Source organism: Luteibacter sp. RCC_6_2 (assembly GCF_041360655.1).
GTDB lineage: Bacteria > Pseudomonadota > Gammaproteobacteria > Xanthomonadales > Rhodanobacteraceae > Luteibacter.
Genome location: NZ_JBFUPQ010000005.1, coordinates 1 through 13,088 on the forward strand (window position 1 = coordinate 1; position 13,088 = coordinate 13,088).

The window sequence follows — 13,088 nt, forward strand, 5'->3', positions numbered from 1 at the left end:
CCATGGGCGACTAGTGGATCTCCCGCCATATCCGACACACTCAGCGTGTTCAGGTTCTCTTGCAGGGCTCGGATGCCGTCCGCATTCGGGTATACGACGGCGGCCGCCTGCAAGGCATCCGTACGTCTCTCTGGCGGCAGCTGATCGATGGTCGGGAAAAGCGGCGTCGCCATTCTGGTCTCGGGCCCCACGGACCGATAAACCGCGATCACATCATCGGGCTGTTCGTTTCGCAAGTACGGCGCATCCGGCTGCCCGATCGAGCGTAACTCGGTCTCCACGGCCCGATGCACGGCGGCTAGCGTCGCGGCGCCTGCTATGCCGTCCGCGATCAGTTCATGATCGCGTTGGAATGCCTGAATCGCGGTTTGAGTCGTCGGCCCAAAGTCGCCGTCGGGGTGTATCGCCCGCCCGCGCGCATCCGTAAATCCCAACCGTGCCAACTCTGTCTGTAACGCAAGCACATCGTCGCCGTGCATGCCTTGTCGAAGCGCCCTGCCCTCAATCGCGTGGGCCCGGCCGACGGTCGTGGGTCCTACATGCAAAAGGGGCTCCGGGGCACCATCGCGCTGCACGATAAGATCCACCGACCTGTCGTCGTGCACGGTCCGGCTGATGTCGTCACGGGAAAGCTGCGACCATTCTCCGCCAATGTACGCGACGGCCCGCCCGTCGGCGTTCCACTGCACGAAGTCAGGGCCCGAGGCGAAGAACCCGGAGGTCGCTCGGTGATTGCCGATGGCGGTAGGCGAACCTTTGCTATGTTCGCCGCCTCGCTCCAATGCATCAATGAAGTCGATGGCTTTGCGCGGCTCCAGGAACAGGTTTTTGATGGTCGTGTAGTGAGCCGCGAGGTCTGGACGTGTCGGGTCTTCGCCCGTGGCCGTTGGTTTGATCAGGGGGTCTTTCAGGACCTCCTGCCATGCGGCGTACAGCGGGTTGTCTGGGCTGATCTGCTGTAGGCGTGCGTAGACAGCAGCGGCGTCGAGAGCGGCCTCGCGTCCGTGTTGCATGGCCGCCGAGAATGCCTTATTCGACTGGATACGTACATCGTCAACGGTCGTGATCTTCGCCAACTGCACGCCTGATCGAGTTGTCATATCGTCCAGTAAAGCGCGGGTAATTCGCTCATTTTGGTTGAACCCCTTGGCGACGATCGTGGCAAGTTCTATCTGTTCGCTAGCGGAGGCATTCTTATATGCCTGCGTCCGCAGAAGACGCGAAAGAGAACCGCGGTAGATGTGATCCCTCTGGGCCCCGTCTCTTTGGTGGACGAACTCCTTCCCTCCATCAGACTTTAGGAATGTATCTAAAGCCGCCTTCACGTGTGGATCGAGAGACCGATTCCCCTGTTTATTGATCTCGTATCCGTTACGCGATAAGTCGGCAACAATCAGTCCTAGCTGAGCATCGGTAAATAGTACGTTTGAATGCTCCGCCGCCCACCTTTGATATGCATCGACCATGGCTTTAGCAGTTACGCGCCGGTCCTGGCCGAGATCCTTTTGAAGCGTACCAATGGTTAATCCGCTGTTCTCCACGGGGAACATTTTGCCATCCTGATATCTTCCAGCGAATGACAATCGGTTGGAAACATCTCTGCCTCCGAGATTACCCTCCGAGCCGACACCGACCACGAAATACGTAAGAGCCTTCAAGTGCCTCTCGCCAAGATTTTTCTGTTCCGTCATAAGTTACCTCCCAGCCAGGTATCGATCATCCTTCTTCAGCGAAGATGAAGCTGTTCAATCAAGAATTCATGTGCGTCTTTGATGCCACTCCCTTCGGCCTTGTCTATGACTCGCTGGATATCAGCCTCATCAACAACGTGAAAATGAGGTGCACCACCCACGGGCGCTAGATCATCTTGACGGACGCGGAAAATATACTTTCCTCCGGCGATCAGCATCGTTCCGTCGCGCAGGTCCATCGCCGTCCCGATGAGCGATGCCCACCCTTTACATGAACCACCCGAAGAAAATGAGTCGCAATACAAGGGGACCTTTCTCCAGATAACCATATCGTCATCAGGCGAGATCCTTTGGCTGACGTCCAGTATGGGCGCGTACATAATCCGCTCATCGAATTGCAGCGAATCTTCATTAATTTGCACGTCGCCGATGGCTCCTCCTGGGCGTGGATCTTTGTAACGGAAATCGAAGACACTGTTACTCGCATGCGTCGCACCTTTCGCATCGACAAACGAATCGTTGTACCCCCCTGGATTCTTGACCTCGACGTCTTGAACTTCGCCGGAAAAGAAGTCCAGGGCCTTGGCCTGACCACGGTTTGGCGAAACGATAACCCAAGCGATCAACCGCCCTTTCGAGTACTCCACGAACATGTTCTCGGGCCATGTCTCCTGCCCGTCCCCGAGTTCGCGCTCGGCGATTCCATTGCTCGGCCAACGCGGCGGATCTACCAGCAGCTTCGTCGTAGTCACGCCGTCCTGTGCCGACACGTCTATTGCCAGCGCCGCCGCGAGGATCGCAGCCATTGCTAGATACTTAGCTTTCATAGATCGTTTTCCTTGAGATTGATCGACAGCCCGCTCAGGAGAAGGGCATTTATGCGGCCGCGGCCATCTGGCCGAGCGCAACGCGCGCCTTGCGACTGGCTGTCGCGACGGCTTTGGTTTGCTTCTCTAGCGGAGCGATTTGCTTGAGGTTGAGTTCACGTATGTCGACCCTTGGCAGCAACCTAGCCATGAACCTCTTGTCCTCGTAGTACTTGATCTTTTCGCACTTCACCGGGTGCGCGATGCCTTCGTAGAGGATCACCTCCTTGTCCGAACCCATCGCCTTGAGCTCCTGCGGCAGCATCAACGCCCGTCGCTCGTCGGAGCGACTGCGTGACACGTCCCTGCCCCGCGACACACTTTCCTTAGACACCGTCGTATAGCCAAGCATGTCCGAGTAATCATTCGCGTCCTGCTGCTCGCGAGGCGCGAAGATGATCTGCAAGGCGTGATTGGTAATGATCGTCCGCGAGATGTCCTTGCCGTACGTCGCATCCAGCTGCGCCATGCTCTGGATGATGGGCAGCAGGCGCAGGTTGTACCCCGCCATGTACGACACGGAAATCGCCAGGATGTCGACCTTGCCGATGGCAGTGAACTCGTCCATCAGCAACAGGCACTGGTATTTGAGTTCGGGATTGGTCTGCGGCAACTCACGCGTGTTGACGTTGATCAACTGACTGAAGAACAGATTGACGATCAGGCGGCTTTCGGCCAGCTTGTTCGGCTGGATACCGATGTAGATGGTCATCTTCTTCTTGCGCACGTCCGTGAGCAGGAAGTCGTTGCAACTGGTGGCGGCATCGAGCACCGGGTTGATCCAGGCGTTCAGGGGCTCCTTGAAACTACCCATGATCGAGGCGAAGGTATCGTCGGCCTGCGACAGCAGGTTGGCGAAGGCGGTCTTCGCATCCTTGCTTAGGTCCGGCCATGCCGTCAGACGTTGCAGATATTCACGCAGGTTGCCGCCATCGCTGGTCGACAAACGGTAGACCTCTCCCAACGTCGGGAACGGCTTGACGCTCGAAGACACATCGAGGCTCATCTCCTGGTCGAAGTTTTCGAAGAGATAGAGCGTGAAGGCGATGAAGGCGTTTCGTGCCTGGCTGCTCCAGAACCGCTGATCACCGCTGCCGTCGGGATACAGCATGGCTGCGATCGACTGAATGTCCGAGATGCGAAACGCCGGGTCGGGCGAGATGTAGCTCAGCGGGTTCCAGCGATGCGTTCGCCGGTCTTCGGCGAAAGGATTGAATAGGAAAATTTCTTGGCCTTGCGACTTACGCCACCCACTGGTCAGGTCGAAGTTCTCCTGCTTGATGTCCAGGACCACGATGGAGCCCTGATACTCGAGGAGGTTGGGAATGACCACACCAACACCCTTCCCCGACCGGGTGGGCGCCGCGAGGATCACGAATTGCTGACCGCTAAGCCGGATCAGCTTCTTGCCGAACTTGCCGACGACGATGCCGTCGGGCGAATCCTTGAGCAGGCCCTGCTTCTCCAGGTCGCGGCGTGTAGCAAAGCGTGCGTCGCCATGGAGTGCCGTCGAACGCGACGAGCTCGACGAACGCAACAACGGCACGAGGCTTCCAATCCAGGCCAGCGCGGGCAACCCAAACCCCGCAACGCCCGCCGCCTTGATCTTCCACGCATACGGCGCGTACTGCGGGTACACCAAGGCGCTGTGGTAGTCCCACCATGTGCGCCACGTCAACGGTATATCGACGCCGAGCAGCATGAGGGTCAATTGACCTGAGAGGTACAGGCCGCCACCGAAGGCCACCAGGAACATCGCCGCCGCAAGGACGGTCTTCGTCGATCCATTCACGCCAGGCTCTCCGTGCCCATTTTGAGGTGCGCAGTCTAGCCACTTTTCGGTGGCGCAACACAAGGGTGAGGAAAGTTCTCACTCGATCGTTTTAATCGCGGCCCCAACCCCTTTCCAAACGCGGCTCTACTCACTCACCGCACGCGTCTGTTCCCAACACATTCGCGCATGTGCCTGCGTCGTGCACTGCACACCCATGTGCGTCAACGCGCCGATGGCTTCGAGCGAGAGCGCCAACTGCGCGCAATCGACGGTGTCCGATTCATGCACGAGATCGGCGAGCAGTCCAGTAAGACCTCGGGCGTACTGCAACCATTCGGTGGCATCGTTCAAAAGATCGTGCGCCGAGGCTTCTGGATCGATGTAATGGCGCGCACGGTCCTCCGCGCGCGCGGTGTCATAAACAGGCATGAACATTCCTTGGAAGTGAGCGTGACCGCCGTCCAGGTGCGGCACGCCACGCACAGCGCGACGTGCCGCGGATCAAACGGACTCGCGGGTTCACCGGCGGCCCGGGACCGGGCGCCGGGTGGCGTGATTGATGAAGTGGATGCGGCCTCAGCCGGTTTCAGTCGCCCACACAGGCGCTTGCCCTGTAGGTGCGGACAAGAAAAATCTCAGACGAGGGGCTGAATCCGCGGTTCGTCAACCGTCTCTGCGCGGTGGGCAGAGGGCCCGGTAACCGGTGGGGATGTCGCCGGGGGGATTCGGCGGGCGAGCGGGTACCGTATGATCGTGGGTAGCCACGGATCAACTCCTGTTTAGTTGGTCATGGTCAGCGAGCCGGGAGTGTTGGTGCACTCCCGGCTCGCGCTTCTCACCGCATGAAGCGATGGTTGTCTGCGACGCATGCAAATCGACTGCGCAGACAACGTGCCGACCGTAACAAAACAACGTCATGTTGTCTGTAGGCGCCATCGGAAAATGGGCGCACATACGGATCTCATGGCCGTGCTTCCAGCACGATATTGAACGGCGTCTCGGCAGCGCGACGGAAGCGACGGAAGCCGCCCGCATCGACGATCACCTTGCGCAGACGTGCCTCGCCTGCTTGCGCACCCAAGGCTGGCCCATGCCTGGCTAGCGACACCGGCACGCAGATCATCGATGAAGCCGCGTAGTACACGCGGCCGACGGGGTTGAGGTTGTCCGCCGTGCTGTCGCCCGCGAAAGGCTCCACGACCATGCATGTGCCGTCGTCCTTCAATGCACCCTTCGCGTGCCGGGCCGCGCCATCGGGATCGGCCATGTCGTGCAGGCAATCGAAGAAGGTGATGAGGTCGAAGTCGCGTCCCTTGTACCCCGACGCATCCGCTTGCTCGAACGACGCGTTGTCCACGCCGGCTTCCTTCGCACGCTCGCGGGCGACATCGATCGACGGTGCGTGATAGTCGTAACCCACGAAGTGCGATGCCGGGAAGGCTTTCGCCATCAGCACCGTGCTTGCGCCGTGCCCGCAACCGATGTCGGCCACCTTGCCGCCACGCCCGAGTTTGTCGACGACACCCTCCAACGCCGGAAGCCAGGCGCCCAGCAAGTGGGAATGGTACCCGGCACGGAAGAATCGTTCGGTGCCATGGAACAGGCAGGGGTGATGTTCGCCCCACTCCATGCCGGCGCCGCTGCGGAAGTTGTCGCGCACGCGCGGATAGGTGTGGAACAGCGCGAGGGCGATTTCATACGCGCCGGACAGATCGACCGGGCCGGCCGGGTCAGCCAGGCAAGCCGCCTGCTCTTCGTTGAGCTGGTACTTGCCGGACGCGGCGTCGTAATCGACATAACCACCGGCCGCCTGATTACCCAGCCATTCGCGCACGTAGCGTTCGTGGGTGCCGGTGCGTGTAGCGAGTTCGGCGGGGGTCAGGGATTCGCTGGCGAGTGCCTTGTACAAACCGAGTTCGTCGCCGAGCAGGACGAGCACGGCGCTGAACGCGGCGCCAAGGTCGCCGACCGCCTTGCCGAGGAAGGCATTGAGTTTTTCTTCGTTGAGGGACATGTGTGCGCGCTCCGAAGCCAGGGGAATCCGGTGCGGCGAGTCGTCAACGGTTCCGGCCGGCCGCCAGCGCGGAACCGGCGACGTCGTCCTGCCGGCGGCATGTCTCCGCCAGGGTCGGTGCGTGATGGGCTTGGAGGGGTCACGTTCTGCCCGCCGCCGGTGAATGCGTCATCGGCGCATCGTTGGGGACGATGGCGGGCCTGGGGCATGGTGCTGAGAGTATGCGCCTTTCAGCACCCGATCAGTGGGACATCGAAGGGCTCTGGACCTGCTGTTGCTGCCGCTCCTGGCTTTGCTGCGCGACGTCCTGCTGAGCTTGACGCTGCGGCTGGAGGTTCTCGATCGTTTGGGTGCTCTGGGCGATAGATGTCGCGACAGCCTGCGTCACGTTGACCTCGGCATACAGCTTGAAGGGGTCGTTCGCCTTACCTTGGACGGCATAGGCACGCTGTGCGTCGTCGCTGAGCGAAACGTTATCGATACGGCACATGCCTGCGGTCAACGACGAGGCGACGAGGGCACCTGCCAGGTTCTCGCTGCGATGGTCGGAAGGCCGACCATGGGCCGCGTCGATCTGCTTCACGCCAGCCAAGGCTTGTTCGAACATACCGTGGTCCCTGTGACCTGGCTGATTCAGTGGTGTAACACCCGACGGCATCGCCGCCTCTTGCGACCGATCCTTGACCTCCGAACGAAGCTTCTCCAGAAATGCCTTGTCCACCACGCCGGTAACCGGCAGCTGATGGCGTTCCTGAAACGCCTCTACCTCGGCCTTGGTCGCCGGACCGAAATCACCATCCACGGTCAAGGGGCGTCCGTTGGCGCGATAGTCGAGCGCCCGAAGGCTGCGCTGCAGCTTCTCGACGTCTTTCCCTTCGCTTCCCACGGAGAGAATCGAGCCACCCTGGCCGTGACTTTGTGCTCCAGCGGTATGGCTGACAGAACGACCTCCCAACTGCGCCAGTGCGCCAAGAGCCGGATCATCCAGGATGCTCGACTTCCGCCCGTTATCTTCAAGGTATTGCTTTAACCCTGTTTCCAAGAATTTACGGTCCTCTTCGGAGAGGCTGGCCTTGACGGTATCGACCCCAACGGCATCGACCAGGTTCGATATCCGGCGCAGCACGTCCCTGGCACCGTCGTCGGTTTGGCCATATTTCGTGTCCAGTTTGTAGCGGATGAGTTCTTCCAGGCCGAACTCGCCCTCGACCTTGATGGTCGCCGTCCCGCCCCGCCCCGGCATGTCCATCGCGGGGTCATCCTTGGTATGGCCCGCGAATTCCTTGAGGCCATCGTTCACAGCCTGGCCATACTGATTCGCTGTATCGATCACGATCAGCTTTGCGAGTGGGCTCCCTTGAAGGAAGGCGCGGTTCGCCTCATTCCCGATACCGTTTACGACCTCGTTCATCGCATCCACTTTCGCCTGCACCTTTGGCAGGTAATCGGCATTGATGGCCGCCACGCCTTCCGATGACGAAAGTGCCTGGTTCATTGCGGGCTTCATTCGCGCGTAGACCGCGCGGTCCTCGGCCGTGAATTCATTGAAAGGCTTGTAGAGGTGCGCTTTTATAGCGGCGAGATCTTCGTCACTGACAATGCGATTGCCTTCGGCATCGCGGGCATTGGCCGCGATGGATTCGAACAGATCGCGGCCATGCGGGTTGGCCCCGACATCGTACTGAAACGGGCCGAAACTGGGACCGCTAGATGCGAGTTCCGCGTTGCTTATCTGATACGCCCCTGCCCCATTGGACAGTTCGTTACGCATCATCGCCCGATGGGTGTAGTACTCCATCGTCCCCGGTTGCAGGGTGTCGCCACCGGTAAATTTGTCGTCGCTCATACAACCTCCTGGTACCGTTCAGCGTCAATCCTTATGGCGGGCAGCGAGACTGCCTTGCCAATCCTCCAGTTGCTGGGCGCGGATGGCCGTGCTTTCCATGCGGCAGATGGATTCAGTGGACGGCGCCGCGCTCGAGCCGAAGCGGCCGGCACGTACTGCGCAGTCCTTGTCGAAATACGCAAGCCAGGCACGCTGCGCTGCCTGGGCTTGGGCAACCGCTTCCTTGGAGCCCGACGCGGAAAGCGTCGCCATGACTGCCTTGTATGCCTTGTTCAAGCGCTCGTCCTGGAACTTGAATTCGGAATCCGCACAGTCCCCTTGATCTACGACACGACCCTGCGATTTAGCGATGCACGCGGAATAGCTCGGGCGTATCCCGTAATACTTGGGCGACACGTAGGAGAGACGCTCGACTCCGGGAACCACCGCGACACCATTGATCACATCCTGAGCGTCACCTTGTGTATCCGGTGCTGGAAGAGCAGCGTACGCATTTCCGGCAAGAAGCAAGCAAGCGATCGTCAATAGACGGTGCGTCTTCGTCATTTTGAGGTTCCACGTCGTCGGCAACCGGATTTGGCTCTGCGGAGTCTAGCGAAATTCTTTATCGCGCCAACACCTCAGATCAGGTGGGAATGGCTGTCCGAACTCGAACCCTGCCTATCTCGTTGGAACACGGCCCGCATCTGCTTGGCATCGCGTTTCGGTGGAACCCCGAACATCCGCGCGTATTCACGGCTGAACTGCGACGGGCTTTCGTAGCCCACCTGGAAGCAGGCCGTCTCGACGTTGAACGCGGTGGAGATCATCAAGCGACGCGCTTCGAGCAGACGGAGTTGCTTCTGGTACTGGAGCGGCGTCATCGATGTCAGCGCCTTGAACTGGCGGTGGAACGCCGAGGGGCTCAGCTGCGCGATCGCGGCCAGTTCCTCGACCCGGATCGCCTCGGTGAAGCGCGTCCGCAAAGTGTGCATGGCGTTTATCACCCGCTGCGACGGGCCGTTCGCGAGCGTCATCCGCGCAACTTCCCCACCATGAGGGCCGGTCAGGAGCCAATAGCAGATCTCTCGCATGATGATGGGATAGAGCGTCGGAATCGCCTGGGGCGTATCGAGCAGCCGGACCAGGCGCAACGCGCAGTCGGCCAACGGACCCTGGAAATCCGTGACGAAGACGCCACGCCCCGGCTCTCCGCTTGCCTTTGGCGGCGCGTCGAGTCCTTCCGCGACGCTGCGTACGATCGCGAGATCGAGTTCGAAGGCGAGAACAAGGCAGGGCTCGCCCGGACTGGCTTCGACGACACGGCCGATCGACGGCGTCTCCACGCCAATGACCAGCGCCTGCCCTGCCCGGTATTCGAGCCGATTGCCGCCGAACATTCCCCACTTTGCACCTTGCGCCACGATGCACATGGCCGGCCGGGAAAGCATGTGGGCCGGAGGCTTCGGATGGTCCGACCGCATGATCGCCATGCCCTCGATCGCCGTCATGAACGGGCTCTCGCCGGGATGGCGTTCCGTGTAACGCAGGAGGGCTTCCACCAACGGGTCGGGCATGTCCGGTTACTCCCCGTGCTGCATGCCTGGCAAGGCTAATCCTCGAGGCAGGAATAGGCAAGAAACAGGAGGGTTTCGGCATTCAGTAAGGTGGCCCCCGACGCCAGAATGTCTCAAACACCCCCCAAGAGAAACCAAGCCATGTCAAACAGTAAGATCGCCATCGTGACCGGCGGCAGCCGTGGCATCGGTCGCCAGACAGTCCTCTCCCTCGCCAAGCGCGGGGTCCGCTCGATATTCACCTATAACGCCAATCGTGCAGAAGCCGAAAGCGTGGTCGCGCTTGCCGTGGACGCGGGCGTGCAGGCTATCGCCCTGCAGCTGGACGTGGGCAGGGTCGAAACGTTCGAACGCTTCGCGACGCAGGTCCGTGAAGCGCTGGCAAGTCTCGGCACCGAGCGTTTCGATTACCTCGTCAACAACGCCGGCACGTCGTCGGGCGCCGGCCTGGAAACCATTACCGAAGAGGAAATGGATGCGCTGTATAACGTCCACTTCAAGGGGGTCCTGTTCCTGGTACAGAAGCTGTTGCCACTCATGAACGATGGCGGCCGTATCGTGAACATTTCTTCGGGACTGGCCCGCGTCGCCATGGCCAACCGTATCGGATACGGTTCCATCAAGGCCGCCGTCGAAACGCTGAGCCGTTACATGGCACTGGAGCTGGGACCGCGCCGGATCGCCGTCAATGTCGTGGCGCCGGGTGCGATCGCCACGGACTTCAGCGGCGGCATCGTCCGCGACAATCCCCAGGTCAACAAGGCCGTCGCCGAGCATACGGCGCTTGGGCGGGTGGGCGTTCCCGAAGATGTCGGCCCGGTGATCGCGTCGCTTCTTTCCGATGAATTCGGATGGGTCAACGCGCAGCGGATCGAGGTGGCTGGGGGCATGCATATCTAGCGTCATAGCTTCCTTCAAGACGGGCCAGGCATGCACAAGGATGCTTGCATGCACTACCAGTCGCTCGATTCTCGAAGGGTTTCCATGTCATCTGCGCGCAGCGCCGTCCCTGCATCTTTTTTTGGCATGATCCTGGGCCTCGTCGGCCTGGGTGCCAACTGGCGATTCGCGTCCCACCTCTGGAACCTGCCCAGCGCGATCGGCGAAATCGTGATGGCGGTGGCGCTCGTCGTATGGCTGGTGCTGATCGCGGCATACATCTGCAAATGGGTATTCAATCGGGCCGCGGCGATCGAAGAGGCACACCATCCCATCCAGTGCTGCTTCATCGGGTTGGCGCCCTCCTCCGCCGTGCTGATGGCCCTGGTGCTCGTGCCCTATACACACGCACTGGCCCTGGTGGCGCTGATCGTGGGAACGGTCGGCCAGGTGAGCTTCTGGCTGTGGCGCTTCGGAGAAATGTTGCAGGGCGATCGTGAGGTCATCACCACCACGCCCGTGATCTACCTGCCCTCCGTCGCGGGTAACTTCATCATCGCCGTGGGTTGCGGCACGATGGGTTATACGTCGTGGGGCATCCTCTTCTTCGGTGCGGGTGCATTCGGCTGGCTGGCGCTGGAATCGATCATCGTGTTTCGCCTCTTCAATGCGAGCTCGCTTCCCGCGCCTCTTCGCCCCACCCTGGGCATCCAGCTCGCTCCACCCGTGGTGGCGGTGGCCGCGTGGCTGGCCAATACGGAAGGCGCGCCCGAGTTGCTCGTTCAAGCGACGTGGGGATACGGATTGCTGCAAGCGCTTCTGCTCATTCGCCTGCTGCCCTGGATCATGAAACAGCCGTTCACGCCGAGCTATTGGGCTTTCAGCTTCGGCGTTACCGCGCTTTCGGGCGACGCATTGCAGATGACGGGGCGCGGTGTGACCGGCGCCATCGCGCAGATGGCTCCTGTTCTCTTCGTGTTGACCAATGTCGTGATGGCATTCCTGATCGTCGGAACGCTGGTTCGCATGGCGCAGAAGAAGCTTTTGCCGCCGCCTGCCGTGGCGGTCACGGTATCGCCGGGCTGACTCGTGAAGGCCGGTTCATAGCCGCCACCTTCGGCGATCGCAACTTGGTTGCATTTTGAAACCTATGCGTTTAGGCTCTTCACGGATTCGCCTTGCCCTCGAGCGATTCCATGAAGCCACCCCCACGCCTGTCCCGCTCACTTCTCGTCCTTCTCGCCTGCGCCAGTGGCGTGAGCGTCGCCAACGTCTACTACGCGCATCCCTTGCTCGATGCTGTGGCCGCCGACTTTGCGATCACGCCGGCGGTGGTTGGCGGGGTAGTCACCGCGACGCAGGTGGGTTGCGCCTTGGCCCTGCTCTTCGTCGTGCCGCTAGGCGACATCGTCAGCCGCCGCCGTCTCATGCTCATCCAGGCAGTGGCCCTTGTCGGCGCATTGGTCACCATCACGCTCGCTGGCAACGCGACGCTGCTCCTCGCCGGCATGCTCGGCGCCGGCCTGTTCGGCACGGCGATGACCCAAGGCCTGATCGCGTATGCGGCAAACACCGCGGGTAACGGCGAACGGGGACGCGTGGTGGGTGCGACACAGGCCGGGGTCTTCATCGGCTTGCTGCTGGCCCGCGTGGTTGCCGGCGGCATCAGCGACATCGCCGGATGGCGAAGCGTCTACGCCTTCGCCGCCACCGTCATGCTCGGATTGGCGGCGATGCTCTGGCGGGCCCTGCCCGACCTCCCCGTCCACGCGAACCGCATGACGTACCGCCAACTCGTCGCGTCGATGGCGACGCTCATCCGCGACGAGCGAGTGCTGCGCGTTCGGGGCCTGATCGCCCTCTTGATGTTCGCTGCCTTCAACATCTTCTGGAGCGCCCTGGTCCTGCCGCTCAGTGCGGCGCCCTACCATTTCTCGCACACGGTCATCGGTGCCTTCGGCCTGGTGGGCGTGATCGGCGCGTTGGCGGCCGGGCGTGCGGGGCGCTGGGCGGACCAGGGGCACGGCGAACGAACCACGGCCGTGGCGCTCGTCCTTCTCATCGCGGCATGGCTGCCCCTGGCCTATATGGGTGCGTCCATGTGGTGGCTTGCCCTCGGGATCGTCCTGCTCGACATGGGCGGCCAAGCTATCCACGTGACCAACCAGAGCCTGATCTTCCGCACACGGCCGGATGCGCATAGCCGGCTTGTTGGGGCTTATATGCTGTTTTATTCGGCGGGTAGTGGCTTGGGTGCGATGGCTACGACGATGACTTATGCGCGGTTTGGGTGGGATGGGGTCTGTGCGTTGGGCGCTGGGGTCAGTGGCTTGGCGCTTGTGTTCTGGGCAATGTCCGTGCGACGGGTGTCTTGTGTCGATGCGTGTGCTGTTGCTGGCCCTGCTCGGTGAGGCGCGGGGAAGGCATCGGGGAATGTTGTATCGTATCGGACGCGCATCCGG

Annotated in this window: 10 protein-coding genes and 1 pseudogene; 3 read left to right on the forward strand and 8 right to left on the reverse strand. The window is 61.2% G+C overall.

What is annotated here, in order from left to right; genetic code table 11:
* The 8 genes and pseudogenes from AB6730_RS06350 to AB6730_RS06385 form a co-directional block, all read right to left on the reverse strand.
* On the reverse strand, window positions 1-1,691 hold a 1,691-nt coding region (locus AB6730_RS06350), incomplete at its 3' end, for a peptidoglycan-binding protein (protein ID WP_371022815.1).
* Window positions 1,692-1,726: 35 nt separating this feature from the next.
* Window positions 1,727-2,518 (reverse strand): hypothetical protein, encoded by a 792-nt coding sequence (locus AB6730_RS06355; RefSeq protein WP_371022816.1) that lies wholly within the window; start codon window positions 2,516-2,518, stop codon window positions 1,727-1,729.
* A 142-nt stretch (window positions 2,519-2,660) separates the two neighbouring features.
* Window positions 2,661-4,313 (reverse strand): annotated as a pseudogene (locus AB6730_RS06360) (type IV secretory system conjugative DNA transfer family protein); the annotation flags it as partial.
* A gap of 162 nt (window positions 4,314-4,475) precedes the next feature.
* Window positions 4,476-4,760: a hypothetical protein gene (locus AB6730_RS06365; protein ID WP_371022817.1), complete on the reverse strand. Its 285-nt coding sequence runs from the start codon at window positions 4,758-4,760 to the stop codon at window positions 4,476-4,478.
* Between the two features lie 532 nt (window positions 4,761-5,292).
* Complete coding sequence (locus AB6730_RS06370) at window positions 5,293-6,345, reverse strand: class I SAM-dependent methyltransferase (protein ID WP_371022818.1); 1,053 nt, start codon at window positions 6,343-6,345, stop codon at window positions 5,293-5,295.
* Window positions 6,346-6,586: 241 nt separating this feature from the next.
* A complete protein-coding gene (locus AB6730_RS06375) occupies window positions 6,587-8,191 on the reverse strand; it encodes an XVIPCD domain-containing protein (RefSeq protein ID WP_371022819.1) in 1,605 nt (534 codons plus the stop codon).
* Between the two features lie 24 nt (window positions 8,192-8,215).
* A complete protein-coding gene (locus AB6730_RS06380) occupies window positions 8,216-8,737 on the reverse strand; it encodes a lysozyme inhibitor LprI family protein (RefSeq protein WP_371022820.1) in 522 nt (173 codons plus the stop codon).
* A 74-nt stretch (window positions 8,738-8,811) separates the two neighbouring features.
* Window positions 8,812-9,747, reverse strand: a complete 936-nt coding sequence (locus tag AB6730_RS06385; protein WP_371022821.1) for an AraC family transcriptional regulator N-terminal domain-containing protein — start codon at window positions 9,745-9,747, stop codon at window positions 8,812-8,814.
* A 108-nt stretch (window positions 9,748-9,855) separates the two neighbouring features.
* Here AB6730_RS06385 and AB6730_RS06390 point away from each other — a divergent pair, with 108 nt between their 5' ends.
* The 3 genes from AB6730_RS06390 to AB6730_RS06400 all read left to right on the forward strand — a co-directional run bounded on the left by AB6730_RS06390 (window position 9,856) and on the right by AB6730_RS06400 (window position 13,037).
* Window positions 9,856-10,647: an SDR family NAD(P)-dependent oxidoreductase gene (locus tag AB6730_RS06390; protein WP_371022822.1), complete on the forward strand. Its 792-nt coding sequence runs from the start codon at window positions 9,856-9,858 to the stop codon at window positions 10,645-10,647.
* Window positions 10,648-10,731: 84 nt separating this feature from the next.
* Window positions 10,732-11,712 (forward strand): dicarboxylate transporter/tellurite-resistance protein TehA, encoded by a 981-nt coding sequence (gene tehA, locus AB6730_RS06395; RefSeq protein ID WP_371022823.1) that lies wholly within the window; start codon window positions 10,732-10,734, stop codon window positions 11,710-11,712.
* Between the two features lie 110 nt (window positions 11,713-11,822).
* Window positions 11,823-13,037 (forward strand): MFS transporter, encoded by a 1,215-nt coding sequence (locus AB6730_RS06400; RefSeq protein WP_371022824.1) that lies wholly within the window; start codon window positions 11,823-11,825, stop codon window positions 13,035-13,037.
* Window positions 13,038-13,088: the final 51 nt, after the last annotated feature.

Bases quoted from the DNA above. Each gene is read 5' to 3' on its own strand.
- AB6730_RS06390 (WP_371022822.1), top strand. From the start codon at position 9,856: ATGTCTCAAACACCCCCCAAGAGAAACCAAGCCATGTCAAACAGTAAG.
- AB6730_RS06355 (WP_371022816.1), bottom strand. From the start codon at position 2,518: ATGAAAGCTAAGTATCTAGCAATGGCTGCGATCCTCGCGGCGGCGCTG.
- AB6730_RS06375 (WP_371022819.1), bottom strand. From the start codon at position 8,191: ATGAGCGACGACAAATTTACCGGTGGCGACACCCTGCAACCGGGGACG.
- AB6730_RS06370 (WP_371022818.1), bottom strand. From the start codon at position 6,345: ATGTCCCTCAACGAAGAAAAACTCAATGCCTTCCTCGGCAAGGCGGTC.
- AB6730_RS06385 (WP_371022821.1), bottom strand. From the start codon at position 9,747: ATGCCCGACCCGTTGGTGGAAGCCCTCCTGCGTTACACGGAACGCCAT.
- tehA (WP_371022823.1), top strand. From the start codon at position 10,732: ATGTCATCTGCGCGCAGCGCCGTCCCTGCATCTTTTTTTGGCATGATC.
- AB6730_RS06400 (WP_371022824.1), top strand. From the start codon at position 11,823: ATGAAGCCACCCCCACGCCTGTCCCGCTCACTTCTCGTCCTTCTCGCC.
- AB6730_RS06365 (WP_371022817.1), bottom strand. From the start codon at position 4,760: ATGCCTGTTTATGACACCGCGCGCGCGGAGGACCGTGCGCGCCATTAC.
- AB6730_RS06380 (WP_371022820.1), bottom strand. From the start codon at position 8,737: ATGACGAAGACGCACCGTCTATTGACGATCGCTTGCTTGCTTCTTGCC.